The sequence below is a fragment of the Streptomyces sp. NPDC089919 genome (assembly GCF_040684615.1).
GTDB lineage: Bacteria > Actinomycetota > Actinomycetes > Streptomycetales > Streptomycetaceae > Streptomyces.
Window position 1 is genome coordinate 64,870 of record NZ_JBFBGK010000022.1, and the last position, 19,528, is coordinate 84,397.

General features: G+C 73.2%; 20 protein-coding genes and 1 pseudogene. 11 read left to right on the plus strand and 10 right to left on the minus strand.

What is annotated here, in order from left to right:
• The first annotated feature begins 196 nt into the window (after window positions 1-196).
• Window positions 197-1,300, plus strand: a complete 1,104-nt coding sequence (dapE, locus tag AB0O40_RS12560) for a succinyl-diaminopimelate desuccinylase (protein WP_365039061.1) — start codon at window positions 197-199, stop codon at window positions 1,298-1,300.
• Window positions 1,301-1,402: 102 nt separating this feature from the next.
• Here the strand turns inward: dapE and AB0O40_RS12565 are convergent, their stop codons facing one another.
• Both AB0O40_RS12565 and AB0O40_RS12570 read right to left on the minus strand, forming a co-directional pair.
• On the minus strand, window positions 1,403-2,815 hold the full coding sequence (locus AB0O40_RS12565; RefSeq protein ID WP_365039064.1) for an FAD-dependent monooxygenase: 1,413 nt from the start codon (window positions 2,813-2,815) through the stop codon (window positions 1,403-1,405).
• A 191-nt stretch (window positions 2,816-3,006) separates the two neighbouring features.
• Entirely contained in the window at window positions 3,007-5,112 is a 2,106-nt protein-coding gene (locus AB0O40_RS12570) for an MMPL family transporter (RefSeq protein ID WP_365039067.1), read from the minus strand.
• 65 nt (window positions 5,113-5,177) lie between these two features.
• On the opposite strand from AB0O40_RS12570, the gene AB0O40_RS12575 reads away from it, so the two are divergent.
• Window positions 5,178-5,669: a MarR family transcriptional regulator gene (locus AB0O40_RS12575; RefSeq protein WP_365039070.1), complete on the plus strand. Its 492-nt coding sequence runs from the start codon at window positions 5,178-5,180 to the stop codon at window positions 5,667-5,669.
• Window positions 5,670-5,679: 10 nt separating this feature from the next.
• Here AB0O40_RS12575 and AB0O40_RS12580 read toward each other — a convergent pair.
• Together AB0O40_RS12580 and AB0O40_RS12585 are read right to left on the minus strand one after the other, a co-directional pair.
• A pseudogene (locus AB0O40_RS12580) lies at window positions 5,680-6,198 on the minus strand (DNA topoisomerase IB); the annotation flags it as partial.
• An 82-nt stretch (window positions 6,199-6,280) separates the two neighbouring features.
• The gene (locus AB0O40_RS12585) at window positions 6,281-6,472 is read right to left on the minus strand and encodes a hypothetical protein (RefSeq protein ID WP_365039073.1); all 192 of its coding nucleotides are present in this window, start codon (window positions 6,470-6,472) and stop codon (window positions 6,281-6,283) included.
• 301 nt (window positions 6,473-6,773) lie between these two features.
• Here AB0O40_RS12585 and AB0O40_RS12590 point away from each other — a divergent pair, with 301 nt between their 5' ends.
• Window positions 6,774-7,499, plus strand: coding sequence for a dienelactone hydrolase family protein (locus AB0O40_RS12590; protein ID WP_365039076.1), 726 nt, complete (start codon window positions 6,774-6,776; stop codon window positions 7,497-7,499).
• A 100-nt stretch (window positions 7,500-7,599) separates the two neighbouring features.
• Here the strand turns inward: AB0O40_RS12590 and AB0O40_RS12595 are convergent, their stop codons facing one another.
• The gene (locus AB0O40_RS12595; RefSeq protein WP_365039079.1) at window positions 7,600-9,843 is read right to left on the minus strand and encodes a VCBS repeat-containing protein; all 2,244 of its coding nucleotides are present in this window, start codon (window positions 9,841-9,843) and stop codon (window positions 7,600-7,602) included.
• Window positions 9,844-10,119: 276 nt separating this feature from the next.
• Here AB0O40_RS12595 and AB0O40_RS12600 point away from each other — a divergent pair, with 276 nt between their 5' ends.
• Together AB0O40_RS12600 and AB0O40_RS12605 are read left to right on the plus strand one after the other, a co-directional pair.
• On the plus strand, window positions 10,120-10,353 hold the full coding sequence (locus AB0O40_RS12600; protein ID WP_365039082.1) for a hypothetical protein: 234 nt from the start codon (window positions 10,120-10,122) through the stop codon (window positions 10,351-10,353).
• Window positions 10,353-10,616 carry a hypothetical protein gene (locus tag AB0O40_RS12605; RefSeq protein ID WP_365039085.1) on the plus strand — a complete coding sequence of 88 codons (264 nt, stop codon included), beginning with the start codon at window positions 10,353-10,355 and terminating at the stop codon, window positions 10,614-10,616. Before AB0O40_RS12600 ends, AB0O40_RS12605 begins: the two co-directional genes overlap by 1 nt.
• A gap of 355 nt (window positions 10,617-10,971) precedes the next feature.
• Here AB0O40_RS12605 and AB0O40_RS12610 read toward each other — a convergent pair whose 3' ends face one another.
• The gene (locus AB0O40_RS12610; RefSeq protein ID WP_365039088.1) at window positions 10,972-11,859 is read right to left on the minus strand and encodes an aldo/keto reductase; all 888 of its coding nucleotides are present in this window, start codon (window positions 11,857-11,859) and stop codon (window positions 10,972-10,974) included.
• A gap of 13 nt (window positions 11,860-11,872) precedes the next feature.
• Window positions 11,873-12,817 (minus strand): NAD-dependent epimerase/dehydratase family protein, encoded by a 945-nt coding sequence (locus AB0O40_RS12615; RefSeq protein ID WP_365039091.1) that lies wholly within the window; start codon window positions 12,815-12,817, stop codon window positions 11,873-11,875.
• 70 nt (window positions 12,818-12,887) lie between these two features.
• Here AB0O40_RS12615 and AB0O40_RS12620 point away from each other — a divergent pair, with 70 nt between their 5' ends.
• The 4 genes from AB0O40_RS12620 (at window position 12,888) to AB0O40_RS12635 (ending at window position 16,077) form a co-directional block, all read left to right on the plus strand.
• Window positions 12,888-13,793, plus strand: coding sequence for a LysR family transcriptional regulator (locus AB0O40_RS12620; protein ID WP_365039094.1), 906 nt, complete (start codon window positions 12,888-12,890; stop codon window positions 13,791-13,793).
• A 123-nt stretch (window positions 13,794-13,916) separates the two neighbouring features.
• Entirely contained in the window at window positions 13,917-14,609 is a 693-nt protein-coding gene (locus AB0O40_RS12625; protein ID WP_365039097.1) for an SDR family oxidoreductase, read from the plus strand.
• A gap of 131 nt (window positions 14,610-14,740) precedes the next feature.
• A complete protein-coding gene (locus AB0O40_RS12630; protein ID WP_365039100.1) occupies window positions 14,741-15,694 on the plus strand; it encodes a MerR family transcriptional regulator in 954 nt (317 codons plus the stop codon).
• A 173-nt stretch (window positions 15,695-15,867) separates the two neighbouring features.
• Window positions 15,868-16,077 (plus strand): hypothetical protein, encoded by a 210-nt coding sequence (locus tag AB0O40_RS12635; protein WP_365039103.1) that lies wholly within the window; start codon window positions 15,868-15,870, stop codon window positions 16,075-16,077.
• A gap of 172 nt (window positions 16,078-16,249) precedes the next feature.
• Here the strand turns inward: AB0O40_RS12635 and AB0O40_RS12640 are convergent, their stop codons facing one another.
• Window positions 16,250-16,924, minus strand: a complete 675-nt coding sequence (locus AB0O40_RS12640) for a hypothetical protein (protein WP_365039105.1) — start codon at window positions 16,922-16,924, stop codon at window positions 16,250-16,252.
• A gap of 571 nt (window positions 16,925-17,495) precedes the next feature.
• Here AB0O40_RS12640 and AB0O40_RS12645 point away from each other — a divergent pair.
• Window positions 17,496-17,759: a hypothetical protein gene (locus AB0O40_RS12645; protein WP_365039108.1), complete on the plus strand. Its 264-nt coding sequence runs from the start codon at window positions 17,496-17,498 to the stop codon at window positions 17,757-17,759.
• Between the two features lie 77 nt (window positions 17,760-17,836).
• Here AB0O40_RS12645 and AB0O40_RS12650 read toward each other — a convergent pair whose 3' ends face one another.
• Both AB0O40_RS12650 and AB0O40_RS12655 read right to left on the minus strand, forming a co-directional pair.
• Window positions 17,837-18,367 (minus strand): GNAT family N-acetyltransferase, encoded by a 531-nt coding sequence (locus AB0O40_RS12650; RefSeq protein WP_365039111.1) that lies wholly within the window; start codon window positions 18,365-18,367, stop codon window positions 17,837-17,839.
• 106 nt (window positions 18,368-18,473) lie between these two features.
• Window positions 18,474-18,914: a hypothetical protein gene (locus tag AB0O40_RS12655; RefSeq protein ID WP_365039114.1), complete on the minus strand. Its 441-nt coding sequence runs from the start codon at window positions 18,912-18,914 to the stop codon at window positions 18,474-18,476.
• A gap of 180 nt (window positions 18,915-19,094) precedes the next feature.
• Here AB0O40_RS12655 and AB0O40_RS12660 point away from each other — a divergent pair, with 180 nt between their 5' ends.
• Window positions 19,095-19,385: a hypothetical protein gene (locus AB0O40_RS12660; protein WP_365039117.1), complete on the plus strand. Its 291-nt coding sequence runs from the start codon at window positions 19,095-19,097 to the stop codon at window positions 19,383-19,385.
• Window positions 19,386-19,528: the final 143 nt, after the last annotated feature.

Genomic DNA, 19,528 nt, shown 5'->3' on the forward strand with positions numbered 1-19,528 from the left:
CGACACATGAAGGAACGATCCTCCCGGCCTAGGGTTACGGCACATCGTCAACAGTTGCCATCTCAACCCCCAGCCCCTACAAGGTGGTTCGACATGGCGGCACGATCGGCTCGGTGATCGCGCGACAGCGTGTCGACGACCTGGACGTGACCGGGGCCCATCACTGGCCGACGCGGCGGACCTCTAGGGTCGCTTCATGACGATCATCCCTGAGCAGGCGGCGGTGTTGGACCTGGGCCTGGACGCCGCCGAACTCACCGCCCGGCTCGTCGACATCCCCTCGGTGAGCGGTGACGAGAAGCCCATCGCCGATGCCGTCGAGCGGGCGCTGCGCACGCTTCCGCACCTGACCGTGGACCGGTACGGGAACTCGGTCGTGGCCCGCACCTTCCTCGGCCGGGCCGAGCGGGTGGTGCTCGCCGGCCATCTCGACACGGTGCCCCTCGCGGACAACCTGCCCTCGCGGCTGGACGAGGACGGGGTCCTGTGGGGCTGCGGCACCTCGGACATGAAGTCCGGTGTGGCGGTCCAGCTGCGGATCGCGGCCACCGTCCCCGAGCCCGGCCGCGACCTGACCTTCGTCTTCTACGAGCATGAGGAGGCGAAGGCGCACCTCAACGGCCTCGGCCGGATCGCCGAGGCCCACCCGGACTGGCTGGGCTGCGACTTCGCGGTGCTCCTGGAGCCCACCGGCGGGCAGGTGGAGGGCGGTTGCCAGGGGATCCTGCGGGTGCTGCTCCGGACGGCCGGGGTACGGGCGCACTCCGCGCGCAGCTGGACGGGTTCGAACGCGATCCACGCCGCGGCTCCGGTCCTCGCCCGGCTGGCGACCTACCGGCCGCGCCGGCCGGTCATCGAAGGCCTCGAGTACCACGAAGGGCTCAATGCCGTGCGGATCGAGGGCGGGGTCGCGAACAACGTCGTCCCGGATGCGTGCACCATCACCGTCACCTTCCGCTACGCCCCCGACCGCACTCCCCAGGACGCGCTGGCGCACGTTCGGGAGACCTTCGCGGACTGCGGGGTCGAGGAGATCACGGTGGGCAACGCGGCGGCCGGAGCCCTGCCGGGCCTCTCGCACCCGGCGGCCGTCGCCTTCATGACCGCGGTCGGCGGCACGGCGACGGCCAAACTGGGGTGGACCGACGTCGCACGGTTCAGCGCCCTGGGCGTGCCGGCCGTCAACTACGGCCCCGGCGACCCGCTGCTCGCCCACAAGCAGGACGAGCGCGTGGACACGCGTCTGATCGCACACTGCGAGGACCGCCTCCGCGCCTGGCTGACCCGGCCGGCTCCCTGAGCACCGGTGCGGTGGCGTCGAGTCGGCGGCCGGCGCTCCTGCCCGGCGTGGCCGGGTACGGCCTCCCGGGACACCTCGCGCCGGGCCGCGTACCCGTCGCGGTCAACGCGCGTGCTGTGGGCGGCGGGTGAGGGTCTGGCGGGCGATCTTGGCGAGGACCGAGGGGTGCATCAGGAGCGAGGACGGGGCGGTCATGTTGGCCACCTTGACGAAGCGGGTCCAGACGTCGGCGTCGTGCCGGGCCAGGGCGAAGACCTGCTGGTTGTACCAGTGGGCGAAGCGGGCGGACCGTGGCTGGCCGGCCGGGCTCCACATCAGGTCCGAGGTGGTGGACAGCGACCACGGCACCTTGATGATCGCGGCCGCCGCCCGCAGGTACTCCCGGCTCAGGCCGGCCAGGCCCGCGCCGGTGGCACGGCGGCGGCGCAGCAGCGAGCCGAGGGCGTCGGCCTCGATGGCGGGGACGGTCAGCCCCTGTCCGTAGACCGGGTTGAAGACGCAGAGCGCGTCGCCGATCGCGATCAGCCCCTCCGGCCAGCCGGAGTTGCGGTGGTGCAGGCGCCAGGTGCTGCCGAGGTTGGTGTAGCGGTGCAGCTCGTCCTCTCGGCTGCGGCGGGCGATCTGCTCGGCCAGCTCGGGATTGTCGAGACTGCGGGCGTAGTCCAGGAAACCGTCCGGGTCGGTGGGCGGCTGCTGCTCGAATCCGAACAACGAGCAGACCCAGCGGCCGTGTTCCACCGCGAGCAGCACGCCGCCGCGGCGCACCGAGGGGGCGAAGGTCATCTGGTAGGCGATGTCGTAGTCCTTCTCCTCGGGGGTGCGGTCGAAGACCATCGTGGTGTAGGTGATCTTCGCCTTCACCGTGTTCCGCGCCGAGACCGGCAGTCCGGAGGCGCTGAGCCAGTCGTCGATCGAGGTGGTGCGGCCGGAGGCGTCCACGACGAGATCGGCGGTGACCTCCTGCTCCCCGCCCTCCCCGGCGCGGTAGCGGACCTTCTCGATGCGGCCGTCCGGGCCCGTGCCCAGGCCCTGGACCCGGGCCTCGCCCACCACCTCGACGCGCGCCAGGTCGAGCACCCGGGCGCGGATCCGGCGCTCCAGCTCGTCGCGGGTGAAGGACTGGACCCGCACTCCGGTGGTGGTGCGCACGGCGTAGCCGGTGGGCAGCAGGAAGCTGATCCGCTCGCCGTAGTCGTACACGGGCGCACCCAGCTGCTCCAACTCCGCGCGCAGGCCCGGGAACAGCAGCTCCAGCTTCTCGGCGCCCTTGGCCAGCATCGCGTGCGCGTGGTACGACTGCGGCGCGCTGGGGTGTGCACCGGTCGTGTGGTCGACCGCGTCCCGCTCCAGGACCAGGACCTCGGCGAAGTGGTCGGCCAGGACCCGGGCCGCCAGCAGGCCCGCGTAGCCGCCGCCGATCACCACGGCGCGCCGCCAACCCTGGCTGGCCGGAACCGCGGCCGTGCTGCCCTCCGCGCTGCCCCGTGCCGAGGCGCCGCTGTCCGCGTCCGTCATGCCGATCCCCGTCCCTCGGGCCGCCGGCGGCCCGGTCGGGTCGCCGTCCGGGCACCACTTCACCGCGCTGTTCCGGGGATGATCAAGGGCGGCGGAGGGGCGTGCGGGGGCGCACCGGGGGCGCTGGCCGAGGGACGGAGCGCGCGAGGCGGGGCCGGGGTCCGCCACGCGCGGCGGGCCCTGCAAGGCCCTCAGGCGTGTTCCTCGCCGCGGCCGGTGGGGGCCCCGCGGGAGAGCGAGCCGGGCCACCAGCTGCGCGGGCCGATGTCGATGACGAGGGCGGGGACGAGGAGGGAGCGTACGACGAGCGTGTCGAGGAGGACGCCGAAGGCGACGATGAAGGCGATCTGGACGAGGAAGGCGAGCGGGATGACCATGAGGGCCGCGAAGGTGGCGGCGAGGACGACCCCGGCCGAGGTGATGACCCCGCCGGTGGTGGTGAGGCCGCGCAGGACACCCTGGCGGACGCCGTGGGCCAGGCTTTCCTCGCGTACCCGGGACATCAGGAAGATGTTGTAGTCGACGCCGAGGGCGACCAGGAAGACGAAGCCGTACAGGGGTACGGAGGCGTCGGTCCCGCTGAAGCCGAGCAGGTGCTGGAAGACGAGCGCGGAGACGCCGAGCGTGGCCAGGAAGTTCAGGGCGACCGTCGCCACCAGCAGGACGGGGATCAGGACGGAGCGCAGGAGCAGGACGAGGATGAGCAGGATGATGGCCAGGACGACGGGGACGATCAGGGTGCGGTCTTCGGCGGCGGTGCGTTCGGTGTCGTACTGCTGGGCGGTGTAGCCGCCGACCAGGGCGTGTGCGCCGGATACGGCGTGGAGGCGGGTGCGCAGTTCCCGGACGGTCCGCTTCGCCTGCGCGCTGTCGGCGGCTGCGGTGAGGGTGGCGTCGATGCGGGTCCGGCCCGCCACGACCAGGGGCTCCCCGCCGGGCCGCCCGGAAGCGGTGGCCGTCGTAACGGCGGCGACGCCGTCCGTGGCCCGGGCGGCCGCCTGCACCTCCTGGGCCCTGGCGGCATCGGCGATGATCACCGCGGGTTGGCCGGAGCCCCCGGGGAAGTGCCTGCTGAGGGTTTCCTGGGCGGCGACGGAGGGTGCGTCCTTGACGAAGATCTCGTCGAGGGGCACGCCCCGGGAGGACAGCGTGGGGGCGAAGGCCGCCAGCACCAGCATGAGCAGGGCCGTCGACACCCAGATCCGGCGCGGGCGTCGGTCGATCAGGCCGGCGACGCGGCGCCAGATGCGGTGGCCTTCGGCCGTGGCGTCGGCGGCTTTGGGCGTGGCGGGCCAGAACGCCGCGGGGCCGAGGAGGGCGAGGACGGCGGGGAGGAAGGTCAGGGCGGCCAGCAGCGAACAGACGATGCCGATGGCGCCGACCGGACCGAGGGCCCTGTTGTTGGTCAGGTCGCTGGCGAGGAGCGCGAGCAGGCCGAGGGCCACGGTGGCGGCGCTGGCCGTGACGGCCCCGGCGGAGCGTCGTACCGAGGCCGCGGCTGCGGCCGTGCGGTCGCCCCGGACCGCGAGTTCTTCCCGGAAGCGGGCGGCCAGCAGCAGTGCGTAGTCCGTCGCCGCTCCGATGACGAGGATGGACAGGATGCCCTGGACCTGGCCGTCGACGCGTACGACGCCGTGGGCGGCCAGGGCGTAGACGACGGCGCAGGCGAGACCGAGGGCGAAGACGGCGCTGATGATGATCACGAGGGGCAGCAGCAGGCTGCGGTAGACCAACAGCAGGATCACCAGGACCACGCCGAGCGCGACACCCAGCAGGAGGCCGTCGATGCCGGCGAAGGCGTCCGCGAGGTCTGCCTGGGTGGCGGCGGGTCCGGCGATCTGCGCGGTCAGCCCTGGTACGGAGGTGACGGCCGTGCGTACCCGGTCCAGGACATCGGGGAGGTCTTCGCCGAGGTCGGGGGCGAGGGGCACGACGGCCTGGAGCGCCGCGCCGTCCCCGGAGCGCACGGCGGGTGACGGCGGTCCGGTGATGCCGGTGCTCCCGGCCAGCGCGGCGACGGCCCTGGTCGCTTCCTGCTGCTGCGCGTCGGTGGCCGTGCTGCCGGCGGGTGCCTGCCAGACGACGATCGCGGGGACCGACTCGGAGCGCTCGAAGGCCTTGCGCGCCTCCAGGACCCGGGTCGATTCGGCGCTCTGCGGGAGGAACGCCGCCTGGTCGTTGGTGGCGACCTCGCCGAGCTTGCCCGCGTACGGGCCCAGCGCGCCGCCGATGCCGAGCCAGACCACCAGCAGTGCCACGGGTACCAGCCATCGGGCCCAGCGTGGTGTGCGGATCATGGGCCACCCCTCCAATTGCTCAATGCCAAAGTATCTCAATGATCGAGAGATCTTATGCTGGTGCCATGCGCAGCGCTGACGACCCCCCGCACGTACTTCCCCTCGACGACCCGATCGGGTTGCAGGCCTTCGCCGTGCTGCTGCGCGCGATGAACGCCGACTTCAACCGGATCGCGCAGGAGTTCGCGCATGCGCAGGGCCTGCATCTGACCGATGTACAGGCGCTGATCGCCGTACTCGACGCCGATCGCGAGGAAGCGGGGCCGATGACACCCGGGCGGCTGCGCACCCGGATGAACCTGACCTCCGGCGCGGTCACGGCGTGCCTGGACCGGCTCGAGAAGGCCGGTCACGTACGCCGGGTCCGCTCGGCCGACGACCGCCGGGTGGTCCACCTGCACTACACCCGGGCGGGCCGCGACGCCGCACGCGCCTACTTCCGCCCGCTGGCCCGCTCCACCGATGCCGCCCGCGCCTCGTTCAGCGCCGACGAACTGCACGTCGTCGTGCGGTTCATGGCCGAGATGAACCACCAGCTCGCCCAGCTGCGCACCTGACCGGGGCAGGTCACCGCCGGTCGGCGGGCAGGAGGTCCAGGACTGCGTCCTCGACGGCCCCGTGGGTCGCGGGCTCGCCGAAGAGCTGGTCCGCGCCCAGGTCACCGAGGGCGGGGGCGATGGTCGTGCCGTCCTCGTAGAGCTCGATGACCCGCGGGTCGATGTATGAGGCCTGGCACACGGCCGGCGTGTTGCCCAGCTACCCGCTCACCTCGCGGACGGCGCGGGCCACGACCTTGCCGCGGCGGGCCTTCGGGGCGTCGGAGGTGGTTTCGGACACCGCCAGGGCGACCGCCGCCAACACCGTGGCGTACCAGGTCCGGAAGTCCTTGGCGGTCACGTCGACCCCGGCGAGCTCGCGCAGGTAGTCGTTCAGCTCCTCGGCACGGACCTCGTGCCAGGCGCCGTGCTCCCAGTACGCGAACAGCCGCCGACCCGGATCCTTGCGCCGGAGCAGCGCCCGGACCACCGCGTGGGCCTGCTCGTCGACGAGGGTCCGGCTGATGTCCTTGCCGGACTTGGCGGGAAAGTGGAGGCGGAAGCCCCGGCCGGGGGCACCCGGCGCCAGCCCGGCGCGTGGGGGTCGCTGGTGCGCAGCCGCACGGCCGCCGTCAGCCGGTGCCGGGGTGGGCTTCGGTGCGCAGCGTCCAGGCCTGCCCCGCGCAGTCATAGGGCAGGGGAGGGAACCGGTGACCGCGCACGTCGGTGCTCTTGCTCCAGAGGTGTTCCTTGCCGCAGTCGCAGGCGTAGATGCCGCTCTGCGGCATGACCTCGCCGGGCTTCCATCCGGTCGTCTCGTCCACGGCGGGCTGCTACCCGGCTCCGCCGGACGTACGCGCCGCGGTTTCCTCCGTTCCTGGCCGAGGGCCCCCGCGCGGGCGCCTCCGAGGCGGGCGGGATGCGGCCCCCGTCGCAGCCAGGAGGGCCGGGACCACACCCCGCACCGGGCTCCTACCCGGCGCGCGGCAGGCGACACGGCGGCCGTACCCGAGAGTGGCCGGCGCCCGGAGGCAGCGGGCGGCGCGGGCTGCGGTCCACCCGCGCTGTTCTGCCGGCGGTGAACCCGGGTCCGGCTGCGCCTGACGGTCATTACCGTCGGGACCCATGACGACGATCACCACGCGCACGGTCTCCTACCCGGCCGACGGTCTGACGATGATCGGGCACCTCGCGCTCCCGGCCGGTGCCGGTCGCCGGCCGGCGGTGCTGCTCGGCCCGGAGGGTACCGGGCTCAGCGACGTCGAGCGGCGCCGGGCCGACGCGCTGGCCGAACTCGGGTACGTGGCCCTCGCCTTCGACATCCACGGCGGGCGGTATCTGAGCGATTCAGAGGAGATGCTGGGCCGTTGTCTGCCCCTGCTCGACGACACCGGCCGGATGCGGGACATCGGCCGTGCGGCGCTGGAGGTGCTGCGCACCGAACCGCGGACCGACCCCGACCGGATCGCTGCCGTCGGCTACGGCACCGGCGGCGCGATCGCGTTGGAACTCGGCCGGGACGGCGTCGACCTGCGCGCGATCGGGACCGTCAACGCCCTGACCACCGGCCGCCCCGGCGAGGCCGCCCGCATCCGCTGCCCGGTGTGGGCCGGGGTCGGCTCGGAGGACCCGATCATGCCGCCCGCGCAGCGAGAGGCGTTCACGGCCGAGATGCAGGCCGCGGGCGTGGACTGGCGCCTGGTGGTCTACGGCGGCGCCCTGCACGCCTTCCACCACCCGCCGGTCGACCATCCGACGGTCCCCGGCGTCGGCCACCACCCTCGGCATGCGCAGCGCGCCTGGCAGGACATCGTCGGCCTGCTGGCCGAGTGCCTGCCCGTGGCGGGGTGATCAGGACGGCCCGTGCCCGGGCACCCGCCTACCCGCTGCCGCAGCCCGAGAGCACGGGCCGTCCGTCGACCGCCCCCCCCCCCCCCGGAATCTCCGGGCGTCACAGGATCTCGGTGCACTCGTGCCCGCCGGCCGGGAAGGGGTCGCCCAGGCGGCTGCGGCTCCGGAAGGGCGCCGCGGGGCTTCCGGTGCCCCGGTACAGCCAGCTCCTGCCGGACGTGTCGCGGGCGTAGAGGTCGGGGGTCCCGTCGCGGTCGGCGTCGCCCCAGGCCACCAGGTCCCGGTACCTGTCCCAGCCGGAGCCCACGCGGGTCCGGGTACCGAAGGTCCCGTCGCCGCGGCCCCGGTAGAGCCACAGGACCCCGGCGCGGTCCCGGGCGAGCAGGTCGCCCGCCGCGCCACCGGCGACGTTCCCGGCGGAGACCAGAGCGTCGTACCGGTTCCAGCCCGAGCCGATGCGCTTGCGGGTCCGGTAGGGGGCGTCCGCCGAGCCGGTGCCCGGGTACAGCCACAGCACGCCGTCCTTGCCGCGGGCCAGCAGGTCGGCACGGCCGTCGCCGGTCAGGTCGCCGCCCGCGGTGAGCTCGTCGTACGCGTTCCAGCCCGCTCCCACCTTGCTGCGGGCGGCGAACTTCCCGTCGCCCTTGCCCGTGTACAGCCAGAGCACGCCCGCCCCGTCCCGGGCCAGCAGGTCGGTGTGGCGGCTGCCGCCGGCGTTCCCGGCGCTCACGAGCGCGGTGTACCTGCCCCACGACGAGCCGAGGTCGGTCTGCAGGGGCGGCCAGCCGACGTCCACGTGACCGTCGTAGAAGGTGTTCTGGGCGATCAGGCGGCCCTCGCGGGTGCGGGCGAGGAGGTCGGGGGTGCCGTCGTCGGTCAGGTCGTGCGGGGCCGGGGCCCGGCGCACGGTGAGGCGGCCCGTGGCGACCAGGGCGGGTCCGATGCCGTCCCGGGGCTCGGCGGTGAGCTGCCATTCGTACGCGCCGTTGGGGGCCGGCGTCGGCACCATGCCGGTGTACAGCACCCCGCCCCAGTGCAGGGCGTAGGAGCCGTCGCCGGTCTCCTCCGGCTGGTCGATGTCCGTGTCGTGGTAGGTGCCGCTCCGGCCGGTCCGCAGGTTCCGCAGCACGAACGTGGTGCGGACGCCGTTGCGGGACAGCTTCCACCGCAGGGTGGCGGCCGGGGTGCGGTCGAAGTCGATGGTGGTGGGTATGTCCTTGCTGACCAGGGTCACGCGGGTGGGCCGGCCGGTGGTGGCGACCTTCTCGGCGTGCGGAAGGCCGTCGGGGCCGCGGGTGATGCGGTACAGGCCCTCGCCGTGGGCCACCGTGCCGCCCTGGACCAGGAGGGCCCCGCCCGGGGCCAGGCCAGGGCTCTGCCAGGTCACCTCGTCCAGCACCTTGCGGGGCGCTCCCCCGCCGAGCGGGTGCGCGTAGAGCGCGTAGTCGGCCGCCTCGTCGTCGCGTTGCGCGCCGGCGAGCCACCAGCCGTCGATCAGACCGAGGAACGGCCCGTCCCCGAGTTTCCCCAGTCGCGTCAGCGTGACGGCCGGCGAGTCCCGCCGGGCGGTGCGGACGACCGTGCCCTTCACCCCGTCGGCACTGCCGATCCAGGCGATGTGGGTGCCGGAGAGGGCCACGTCGCCCCAGGAGCGCCAGACGCGGTAGGTGTGCACGATGCGTGCCGAGGCGACGTCGACGACCGCGTGGTGGACGATCTCGTGGTCCTCGTCGCCGGTGGCGTACTCCAGGACGAAGGCCCCGTCCGCGTACGCCACGACCTTGTCGCTCCAGCGGAGGATGCCGCGCGGCAGGCCGCTCACCGGCCGGTCGGTCATCCCCTTGCGCGGGTCGCCGAGCAGGTGCAGCAGCGGCGTCTTGCCCGGGCGGGGCCCCAGGGCGACGAGGGTCGTGCCGACGGCGCCGAGGTAGTCGTAGCCCATCCCCCATACGTCCACCTCGGTGGTGGTGCCGGTGTCCATGTGGTGCAGGCGGAGGGGCTGCGTCCGCTCGACCACGGTGTCCGACATGGCGCCCGTCTCCCGGTCCAGGGTCCCCCAGAAGGCCATCGGCGTGACGGTGCCGTCGGAATAGCGCGTCCAGGTCAGGTCCCGTTTCCCGTCGCCGCTGTTGGTGACCCGCATCAGGAAGCCGCCCGGGCCGCCGCTCACGATGTGGGCGTCCGTGGGAATCCTCGGCAGCGCCGCCTCGGCGTCGGCTCCGGTGCTCGGCCGCGGTACGGCGGGCGTGGCGGCGGCGGGCAGGACCACCGGGCCCCCGGCGGCCGCGAGCGCGGTCAGGGCGGCGAGCGCGACGAGGCGACGGGACGTGCGGCGGTACGGCATGTGAACCCCCCGGTTCAAAAGGACTGACCCGGACGCGGTATCCCCCGGTGAACGTCCGTGCGACATGATCGCAAGGGCGGACCGTACCACCCGCGGGATCGGTGCTCTGCGGCCGGTTCCCGTCCGACCCGGGGACGGGTTCCACCAAGAGGGACGGTTCCGGCGGCGGGGGCGCACGGGTCGGGCAGGTCGGGCGGATTCCGCCGTGGTGAACCCGCGCCGCCCCGCCCGGCGATACCGTGGTGTGGTCCGCCCGTTACGTCTCCGGGAGCCTCGATGAGCGAACAGCCAGCCTCCGCGGCCACCGCCCGGCAGCAGCTCGAGCCCGCGGCGGCCGACGCGCTCCGCGCCTACGCGGCCAGGACCCGCGAGAACGCCGACCGGTTCGCCGCCGTCCTGGAGGACATCGCGGCGAACGGCCTGCCCCCGGTCGAGGACTGCACGCCGTGGGAAGAGCTGCGCGAGGCCCACCTGGCCCGCCTCGCGGGCCGGCGCCCGGCCGTCGCCTGATGGCGGGCCCGCGCCGCGCCCGGATCGCGTTCTCCGACGCCGCCGCCAAACAACTGGAACAGATCACCGGCGAGGCGGAGATCCACGCCCTGGACCGCGCCCTGGTCGTCGTCTCCGTCGACCCCGAGATCGGCGACCCGGTCCCCGGCGACCACTCCGGCCCCCAACTGCGCCAGTACACCGACGACATCGAGCGCGTTCGGCTCCTGTACTGGATCACCGCGCTGCGCACCGTGGTGGTCGTCGCCTACATCGAGGTCTGACCGAGGGCGCAGCTCGGTGCACCGTCGGCCGGCGGGGCGTGGGGCAACGGGAGCGGAGCCGCGAGGAGGCGGTGCCGGACGTCAGCCGGGGCCGGCCTCCTGACCATGGCCGGTGGGTGTCCGCGGGCGCCCGCCGGGCCGGGTCGTGAGCCCCGGCGTACGATCGGAGGACCGGTCGGACCGCCGGGGACCGGCCCGTGGAGGGCGGTGGTGTATGCCCTGGGACGACTCCCAGCGTGCTTGGGGGGCAGTGGCGCTGGTCCTCGTGGTCGTGTTCGGGAACGCGGCCGCGATCATTCTTTCCCACGTGTTCTGACCCCGCGACGGGCCCCGTGCGCTGCGGCTGGCCTCCTTGTCAGGTGCGGTGTTCCGCGTCGAGCTGTGCCCGTTCGGTTTCCGTCAGTTGGAGGTCGGTGCTCCGGGCCGAGTCGGTGATGGAGGACGGGCGGCTGGCGCCCGGTACCGGGATCATCGCGGGCGAGCGGGAGAGCAGCCAGGCGAGGGCGACCTGCTGGGGGCTGACGCCGCGCCCGGCCGCCACGCGGTGGAAGGCCGTGCCGGTCGTGCCGGGGTCGCCCGGCGGGCCGTCGAGGGAGCTGCGGCTGATCCCGCCGAGCGGGCTCCAGGGGAGGAAGGCCAGGCCCAGCTCGGTGCTGAGCCGGAGCTGGGGCTCGCTGTCGCGGACGGCGGGCGAGTAGCGGTTCTGGACGGAGACCAGCGCGTCGCCGAGGACGGCGTGCGCCTGGCGGATCTGGTCGGTGGTGACGTTGGAGATCCCGGCGGCCCGGACGGTGCCCGCCGTGACCAGGTCGCGCAAGGCGCCGACGGAGTCCTCCCAGGGGACGGCCGGGTCGGGCTTGTGCAGCTGGTAGAGGCCGATCGCCTCGACGCCGAGCCGCTTCGCGGAGGCTTCGGCGGCGCGCTTGAGGTGGTCCGGGTCGCCGTTGACCGTCCAGCTCCCGTCCCCGGGGCGGCCGCGGCCGCCCTTGGTGGCGACCAGGACGTGGGAGGTGTCGGCTCCGTAGCCGGCCAGCGCTCGGGCGATGAGCTGTTCGTTGTGGCCGGTCTCGTCGGCGTGCCAGTGGTAGGAGTCGGCGGTGTCGATGAGCGTGACGCCGGCGTCGAGTGCGGCGTGGAGGGTGGCGACGGCCCGGCTCTCGTCGGGGCGGTGCTCGATGGACAGGGGCATGGCGCCCAGTCCGATGGCGCTGACGGTGGTGTCTCCGATGGTGCGGTGCTGCACGGCGGGGCGCTCCTCAGGTGGTGGGGACGGCGGTGGGCGCGGTGAGGGCCTCGGCAATGGCGCCGGGCAGCCAGTCGGCGGTGCGGGTGAAGGGGTAACCCAGGCTCTTCGCGCGGGCGTTGCTCATGGCGTAGGGGCGGTCGACGGAGAACGGCGAGGCCGGCGCCCCGGCGTCGACCATCCGGTAGACGGGCTCGCGGCCGACCGAGCCGCCGACGGCCGCTGCGAGGTCGCGTACGTCCAGCTGCCCGTCGGAGCAGGCGTTCAGGGGCCCTGCGAAGTCGCTGCCGGTGGCCGCCCAGAGCAGTACGTCGGCCAGCTCGGCGTAGTGGATGAACACCGTGGGCAGCGGGTCTTCGTGGACCGCGACGGCCTCGCCCCGGCGGATGCGCTCGGTGTAGTGGGCCAGCCGCCCGGTGAACTCCCGTGCGCCGCCGCCGAGTACATGCGCACTGCGCACGGAGGCGAAGGTGAAGCCGCCGGCCCGGGTCAGGACGGCCTCCGCCTGGCGCTTGCCCTCCGCGTAGTGGGCCTCCAGGTAGGCCGCATCGTGCCAGGGCAGGTCCATGGCCACGCGCCACGTGGCCGGGTCCACGGTCTCCTCCGATACCGGGCCGCCCGGCGGCAGGGCGGGCAGCGCGGCGGTGGCGGGGTCGTACACCTCGATCGTGGAGGTCATGACGTAGCGGCGGGTACGGCCCCCGAAGACCCGGGCGGCGACGGCCGCCTGGACGGGGGTGTAGCAGACCTGGTCGACGACCACGTCGAAGGTGCGCCAGCCGAGGGCCGCGACCAGCGCCGCCTCGTCGTCGCGGTCGACGACGAGGTGTTCGACGCCGGCGGGGGGCGTGCTGGAGCCCCGGTTGATGACCGTGACCTGGTGCCCGGCAGCGCGCAGGCGCTCGACGAGGAGCTTTCCGAAGTACCGGCTTCCGCCGATGACACAAATCCTTTGCATGCCCCCACTCTGGATCTCTAGGGTCATCAGCAGAAGTGGTGGCTTACTGGAAGCGCTTTAAGGAAAACTGTTGATCGATGTACAGCGGCTGCGCGTGCTGCGGGCCGTGGCGGAGCACGGCAGTTTCAGCAAGGCCGCCGGGGCGCTCCGCCTGACGCCCTCTGCCGTCTCCCAGCACGTGGCACTGCTGGAACGCAGCCTCGGCGTCGAGGTCGTGGCGCGCAGCACGCGCGGGGTCAGCCTCACCGAGGCCGGCCGCATCATGGTCGGTGCGGCCGAGTCCGTGGCGGCCGAGCTCGAACATGCCAAGCAGCGGGTGGAACAGCTCAGCTCGGGCCGCACGCAGCTGACCGTGGCCACGTTCAGCAGTGGCGGCCGGCACCTGCTGCCGGGCGCGCTCACCCGCTTCACGGCGGCCCACCCCGACACCCTGATCCACGTCCGGGAAGGCGAGCCCGAGACCACCCTGCCCCTGGTCCGCCAAGGCGCCGTGGACCTGGCCCTCGCCTACCACTTCGACGGCCCGCTGCCGCTGGGACCAGGACCGGACACCGGCCTGACCTGGACCGCGCTGCTGGCGGACGCCTTGCACGTCGTACTCCCGCCGGGGCACCCGCTCGCCACCCGCGAGTCGCTGGACCTCGCCGAACTGGCGGCCGAACCCTGGGTGCTCGGCTGCCTCAAGACGGAGGCCTACCTGCGGCGCTATGCCGAGCGGGCGGGCTTCACACCGGAAGTGCGCGGCAGCACCACCGACTACTTCTTCGCCCGCTCGCTGGTCGCCGCGGGCATGGGCGTCTCCCTCATCCCGTCCATCGCGCTCACCCCGAGCCTGCCGGGCGTCCACGTCGTACCGGTCGAGGCACCCGCCCCGACCCGGTACATCGGAGTGGCCACCCTCGGCCGGCACAGCGACCGCCCGCACGTCGCGGCGTTCGTCCGGGCGCTGCGCGAGCAGGCGGCGGACCGCGGGTGACTGGTCCCGGGCAGGGGACGTGACCTGACGCAGCAGCCGCGCCACCAGCCCTGGCATCGCCTCACCCCACGTATAGTGCAGGCGTTTTGCGAACGGATGATCACGTTGCCGAGGAGGACTCGCATGGAGCCCGTCACGCTCATCACCGGTGGATCGAGCGGCATCGGTGCCGCCACCGCCCGCACCCTGCTCAAGCAGGGCCACCGTGTCGCGGTCACCGGACGGGACGCCGGCCGGCTGGCCGCCTTCGCCGCCTCGGTCGAGGCGGGTGAGCGGCTGCTGACGATCACCGGCGACGCCGCCGAGCCGGCGGACGTCGCCGACGCCGTGCGCAGCGTGGTGGAGGCGTGGGGCCGACTGGACAACGTCATCGCCAACGCCGGTTTCTCGCTGCCCGGCAATCTGGAGAGCCACGCCCCCGAGGACATGCGCGCCATGGTCCTCACCAACGTGCTGGGCCCGGCCCTGCTGGTGCGCGAGACCCTGCCGCAGTTGCGGGCGTCCCAGGGCCGCATCGTGTTGATCGGCTCCGTCGCCGGGGTGCGCCACACGCCCGGCAACCTGTACTCCGTCACCAAGTGGGCCGTGCACGCGCTGGCCGAGAACACCCGGCTGCTGGTCGGCAAGGACCGGGTCGGCGTGACCGTCATCGCACCCGGAGTGGTCGACACCGCGTTCTGGGCCGAGCGCGGCGGCACCCCCGAGGATTCGATGACCCCCGAGCAGATCGCGGACACCATCGCCTTCGCGCTGAACCAGCCCGCGGGCGTGGACATCAACCAGATCACGATGCGGCCGACCGGGCAGCTCGGCTGACGCGAGTCCGGGGATCAGGGCGGAGGCGGAGACCGCCCGCGATCCTCCGGGGACGTCGCGGACAGGAGCGCAGCAACCGCCGTGAAGACCGGGCTTGAGTCTCCCGTAGGGGGAGGCGGGAGAGTGCAGGCATGGACGGCGACACGCTCTTCACCATCGGGGCCCTGGCCCGGCGGACCGGGCTGACGGTCAAGACCATCCGGTTCTACTCCGATGTCGGAGTCGTGCCGCCGACGGACCGCAGCCCGGCCGGCTACCGGCTCTACGACATCGACGCGCTGGCGCGTCTGGACCTGGTGCGCACCCTGCGCGACCTGGGGCTCGACCTTGCCGTCATCCGGCAGGTGCTGGACCGGGAGGTCTCGGTGCCCGAGGTCGCAGCCGCCCACGCCGATGCCCTGGAGGTGCAGATCCGCACGCTGCGACTGCGGCGCGCGGTGCTGCGAGCGGTGGCCAAACGAGGCTCCACCAGCGAGGAAACGGATCTCATGCACAAGCTCGCGAAACTCTCCGACGACGAACGCCGACGCCTGATCACCGACTTCATCGACGACACCTTCGGCGGGCTGGACGCCAACGCCGAGTTCGTCGACATGATGCGCTCGGCCATGCCCGGGCTGCCCGACGACCCCGAGCCCGAGCAGGTCGAGGCCTGGGTGGAGCTCGCCGAGCTCACCCAGGACCCCGACTTCCGCGCGGCCGTGCGGCGGATGGCCGAGTACCAGGCGGCCGAGCGCGCCCGGGGCGACCGGACCGGGCTCCACCACGACCTGACCGAGGCCGTCCGCGACCACATCGGCCGAGCGTTGGAGGCGGGCATCGCCCCGGCCTCGGCGCAGGCCGGGGCCGTCGTCGACGCCCTCACCGCCCGCTATGCGCAGACCTTCGGCCGCGCCGACGACGCGGAGCTGCGCCGCTGGATACTGGCCCGGCTGGAGATCGCGGGCGATCCGCGCGCGGAACGCTACTGGCACCTGCTGGCCGTCATCAACGGCTGGCCGGTACCCGATGGCCTGGCGCCGGTGTTCGCGTGGTTCGCGGCAGGCCTGCGGGCCCATAGCGGGCAGCAGGCGCGCGTCCGGTAGTCCGTACCCACGCCTGAGGTCCCAGGTCCTCGCGGCTTCGCCCACGCCGCGGGGACCCGGCACCTCCGATCCGTAGCTGGTCGCACGGGCATGGGACGCCGCCACGGTGGCTCGTCGGCGGGCCGGGGCACGGCCGCAGTAACCGTCGGGTGGACCGAAGCGTTGGGACCGGCATGACGCTTGACGACCTGTACACCGACATCGTCGCCGAAGAACTCGACGGCGACCTCGAACCCGAACGACTGCCCGTCCTCACCCAGCGCGAAGCGGCGCTGGCCCTGGCCGTACTGGACGCCGTCGCCGACGGTGGCACCGGAGAGGAGGTCCGCGCCGGCGCCCGGGCCCTCACCACCCGCCTCACCATGCGCCTGTCCGGTACCTGACCCACGACGGGGACCATCGACGGGTACTCCCTCTCCCCCGCTCCGTGAGCGCCGGCCGTGCCCCGCCGCGGGCCCGGAGTCACCACGCTCCGGGCCCACAGGGCATTCACCAGCCGGGTCCGGGCCGGTCTCGCGGTCGCGTGGCGGCCGGCCGGGGTGGTTCAGGGAGCGTTCAGCGCCGGACGGGGGGCCGGTTCGGGGGCGGGCCGAAGACCGAGCGGGCCGTCAGACTGCTGCCGGACCGGGCGGACGCGACGCGGGCCGGGACCTTCTTCACGTCGACCACGCCGTCCTTCACCCAGCGCGGGGCCTCCGGCGCGCGTGCGGCCGTCGCGGCCAGCCCGTCGCCGGCCAGCTCGTGGTACCCCGACCACACGCCCCCGCCGCGCCACTCGTCGAACTCCTCGTCCCACACGTACCCGTTGGCGATCACGCCGTAGTACCCGGGCCCGCACGGGACGTTCCAGTACCGGGAGAAGTCCGTCTTCCACTGGGTGGACGTGTTGTAGCGCCAGTCGGTGTTGAAGCAGACCGCCCACTCGGTGCCGGTCCACTTCCAGATGGTCTCCAGCGAGGCGATCCAGCCCGCTTGGACGTCGCGTTCCCAGCCGCAGCGGATGAGGTGGTCGAAGTCCTTGGTGTACGAGTACACGGTGGACTTGGAGAACCCGCCGCCGTTGCCGTGGCTCACCTCGGACCGGCCTTCGGTGCACACGGGCGTCTCGGACATCTCCGGGTCCTCGTAGTACGTGAGCTCCTTCTCGTACACGTAGTGGGCCTGCGCCGCGGTCGACGTCGCAAGGAGCGTGAGTGCGGCCAGCGCCACCACGCCGACCGCCCGTGACACCCCTCGCATCCTGCGCGGCGCACGGCCGGTTGCCCCCTGCTGCCGATCTGCCGCCTGGCTCTCTTCCTGCTTCATCCGGGTCCTCCCCCATGGAGATGGCCGCGCTCAAGGACGGCGGCCCGGCCGGTGTCCGGCCGAGACCCACACTCCGGCGCCGCCGGTTTGTTGCGCTGCCCCTCCCCGACCGCGAAACAATCCGGTCACCGTGCGCGCCCGCACCGCCACCCACCGGATTCAGGTGTTCCGCGGCCGGCTCCGCGTCCGGGTGATCGAGCGACCCTAGAGTGCCGTCGTGGGAACGAGCGCCCCCGGGACGGGGCACTTGCCCTTGCAGGGGGCCAGCAGGGCGGTCCTCCGGGCGGGGAACGGGCGACGACGGGACATGGCATTACTCCTCAGCAGGGGTTCCGGGGGCCTGACGGCTCCCTCCTTGACCTGCTTCCAGTAGGCCCCGGGCGCCGGCCGGTGTAACGCCACGCGAACTCGCGCCTTGACAACGCGCAGCACGTCGGGTGTGAGGCGGCGATATTCCCTGGAGTGGCCTGCGGTGTTTCCTTAGGATCCGGGTCCGATGAAGAAACGCGTGCAGTTCACCGAACAGGTCGCCCGATTCCGCGACTACATGCCGGCCGAGGACCGCGAGAAGTTCCTGCGCCTCGTCGACCGGATCAGTGCTGATCCTGAGGGCACCGGCCGTCTCGGTTACCTGGGCGATACGGTGACGCGCTCCGCGTGGGAGGACCGTGTCATGGTCGACTACGTCGTCACCGGCTTCTTCGTGGTCGTCGTCGAGGCGGACATCTACGATGCCGCACGCGGTTTCAACGAGGTGTAGAGGGAGGGGGGTTGGTGCGGCGGTTGGCTGCCTCGCCTCACCTGTCCGCCGTGCGGCTGTCCGGCCGGCCCCGGTCGCTACGCCGGGTGTTCGAAGACGTAGGCGATGCCCTCGCGTGCGTTGCCGCGTTCGCCCACGCGCCGGAAGTCGAGGCAGGCGACGGTGGCGAGCGAGGCGGTGTTGTCTGCGGCGATGGTGGCGCGGACGGTGGTGACGCCCGGTTCGGCGGCGGCCCGGTCCAGCAGGGCCTTCAACATCGCCCGGGCGTAGCCCTGTCGGCGGTACTCGGGTACGACGGTGTAGCCGACCTCGAGCACGCCCGCCTCGCTGGGCGGGCCGTGGAAGCCGGCGTCACCGACCACGGTGCCGTCCGGCTCGGACACCGCCGCCCGCACGGTCCAGGGGGCCGCGGACGGGTCCTCGGTGATCTGCTTCGCGCGGTAGTCGAAGATCATGCGGGCCCGGTCGGACACGAAGTGCTCGTGCAGGGTGATGCCCGCCTCGGCGCTGGCGCCCGGGAGGTCCCCCTCGGCGAGGGCACGCAGCGCCTTCGCGTTGAGTTCGACGAAACGGACCTGCTGGGCGGTGGGGTGGGGTTCGCTGTTCATCGTGGCGATGTTCGCCCAGGCCAAGGCGGGTGTCCACCGCATTACGACGTCGCCGCGCAGGCGGCCCTCCGGCACGGCGACGGCGCGCCGGGCACCCGGTCCGCGATCAGCGACGGCCGGTGGTCAGGCTGACGAGGAACTGGCCGCCGCCCGCCTCGACTCCGGCGGTCACCGGGAGCCCCGGTACCAGTCGGGAGAACCTGTCGACCAGCCAGTCGGCCGCCTCCTGGGCGTCCTTCTTGCTCGGGCAGCGGCCCACCACTTCGCGGCCCCCCTTGCGCTCCAGCCGCTCGGCAACGGCCAGCAGCGGCGCGGGCTCGACCACGTACAGGCGCTCGGGCCAGGCGATGACCACCTTGACGGCGCCCTTGCGGGTGTTGCAGCCGCGGTGCGCAAGCCGTTCGGCGACCTTGGCCTTCCGGTCGGCGGTGCGGCTGTCGACGCTGGGCCCCCGCGGGTCGTTCACCGACTCGTCGGGGTCGACCGGCTCGTCGCACACCCAGCAGCGCCAACCGTCGCGCTCGGCCACATCATCAAGGAGACTCATCCCGGCAGACTAGCCTGCCCGCGCCTCCGCGCCCTGGTCAGGGGCACGAGGCCCGCGCTGTCGCCTCGGCCACTCGCCGCCCGGGGCCATCCGGTCACCGGCCTCGACGCCCGCGGGCTTCGGGCTCGGACACCGACCCGGCGAGTGGTCTGCGAACGGGAGCGAGGCAGGATGCAGTACATGGAAGAGATCGACCCGATGAAGACGCCCAACCGCAGCAACGACGACGAGGAGCTGTGCCGCGTGTGCGGCTATGCCGGGGGGCCGTTCTTCGAGGGGACCTGGCCGAGCTCGGCCATCTGCTGCTGCTGCGGATGGGACGCGCAGACGCAGGCGGCCGGGCTGGAGGGGACCCGCGAGCTGCGCGGGTACTGGATCGGTCAGGGCGCCCGGTGGCACCGCCCCAAGGAACGGCCCGAGGGCTGGGACCTGTACCGGCAGATCCAGGACATTCCCGAGCTCTGGCGCTGACGACGGCCGGTCCCCCGGCACTCCCTCGGTGGCGGACCCGCACAGTACGGTTCTGGCCGCCGGCTCCCCCCTGAGCACCGCGCGCAGCGGCTCATGATCGACTTACCTGCCGGTAGGCGCCTCGGGATACTGGAGGTCTCCCC

Coding starts and splice junctions, on each gene's coding strand:
- AB0O40_RS12565 (WP_365039064.1), bottom strand. CDS start 2,815: ATGACGGACGCGGACAGCGGCGCCTCGGCACGGGGCAGCGCGGAGGGC.
- AB0O40_RS12605 (WP_365039085.1), top strand. CDS start 10,353: ATGGCGGGCCCGCGCCGCGCCCGGATCGCGTTCTCCGACGCCGCCGCC.
- AB0O40_RS12655 (WP_365039114.1), bottom strand. CDS start 18,914: ATGAGTCTCCTTGATGATGTGGCCGAGCGCGACGGTTGGCGCTGCTGG.
- AB0O40_RS12570 (WP_365039067.1), bottom strand. CDS start 5,112: ATGATCCGCACACCACGCTGGGCCCGATGGCTGGTACCCGTGGCACTG.
- AB0O40_RS12660 (WP_365039117.1), top strand. CDS start 19,095: ATGGAAGAGATCGACCCGATGAAGACGCCCAACCGCAGCAACGACGAC.
- AB0O40_RS12600 (WP_365039082.1), top strand. CDS start 10,120: ATGAGCGAACAGCCAGCCTCCGCGGCCACCGCCCGGCAGCAGCTCGAG.
- AB0O40_RS12595 (WP_365039079.1), bottom strand. CDS start 9,843: ATGCCGTACCGCCGCACGTCCCGTCGCCTCGTCGCGCTCGCCGCCCTG.
- AB0O40_RS12615 (WP_365039091.1), bottom strand. CDS start 12,817: ATGCAAAGGATTTGTGTCATCGGCGGAAGCCGGTACTTCGGAAAGCTC.
- dapE (WP_365039061.1), top strand. CDS start 197: ATGACGATCATCCCTGAGCAGGCGGCGGTGTTGGACCTGGGCCTGGAC.
- AB0O40_RS12625 (WP_365039097.1), top strand. CDS start 13,917: ATGGAGCCCGTCACGCTCATCACCGGTGGATCGAGCGGCATCGGTGCC.
- AB0O40_RS12635 (WP_365039103.1), top strand. CDS start 15,868: ATGACGCTTGACGACCTGTACACCGACATCGTCGCCGAAGAACTCGAC.
- AB0O40_RS12645 (WP_365039108.1), top strand. CDS start 17,496: ATGAAGAAACGCGTGCAGTTCACCGAACAGGTCGCCCGATTCCGCGAC.
- AB0O40_RS12650 (WP_365039111.1), bottom strand. CDS start 18,367: ATGAACAGCGAACCCCACCCCACCGCCCAGCAGGTCCGTTTCGTCGAA.
- AB0O40_RS12630 (WP_365039100.1), top strand. CDS start 14,741: ATGGACGGCGACACGCTCTTCACCATCGGGGCCCTGGCCCGGCGGACC.
- AB0O40_RS12575 (WP_365039070.1), top strand. CDS start 5,178: ATGCGCAGCGCTGACGACCCCCCGCACGTACTTCCCCTCGACGACCCG.
- AB0O40_RS12590 (WP_365039076.1), top strand. CDS start 6,774: ATGACGACGATCACCACGCGCACGGTCTCCTACCCGGCCGACGGTCTG.